This window comes from Pedobacter sp. JCM 36344 (assembly GCF_046546555.1).
In the GTDB taxonomy this organism is placed as follows: Bacteria; Bacteroidota; Bacteroidia; order Sphingobacteriales; family Sphingobacteriaceae; genus Pedobacter.
In genome coordinates this window covers 1-284 of the sequence record NZ_JBKHKK010000065.1, presented here as the reverse complement: position 1 = coordinate 284, position 284 = coordinate 1, and the positions used below count along the sequence as shown (strand labels likewise).

The 284-nt window shown below is 45.4% G+C and carries 1 pseudogene; it reads left to right on the top strand.

Going from position 1 to position 284, the window contains the following annotated elements:
• Positions 1 to 284 (top strand): annotated as a pseudogene (locus ACHFIZ_RS17995) (IS21 family transposase); the annotation flags it as partial.

Genomic DNA, 284 nt, shown 5'->3' with positions numbered 1-284 from the left:
CAACCCAGCTTGCTAAAGAAGCCTTCATCCGTCAGCAATATGCACCGGGATCCTGTTGTGAGTTTGATTGGGGCGAAGTGAAGCTGTATATAAAGGACAAATTATGCAGGTATTATCTGGCTGTCTTTACCAGTGCTAACAGCAATTACCGCTATGCCTTACTTTTCCAGCATCAGGATAGCCTGGCTTTCAAGGAAGCTCATATCTCCTTTTTTGAGCATGTGGGCGGGGTTTATAACCAGATGGTTTACGACAACATGCGGGTGGCAATATCACGCTTTGTA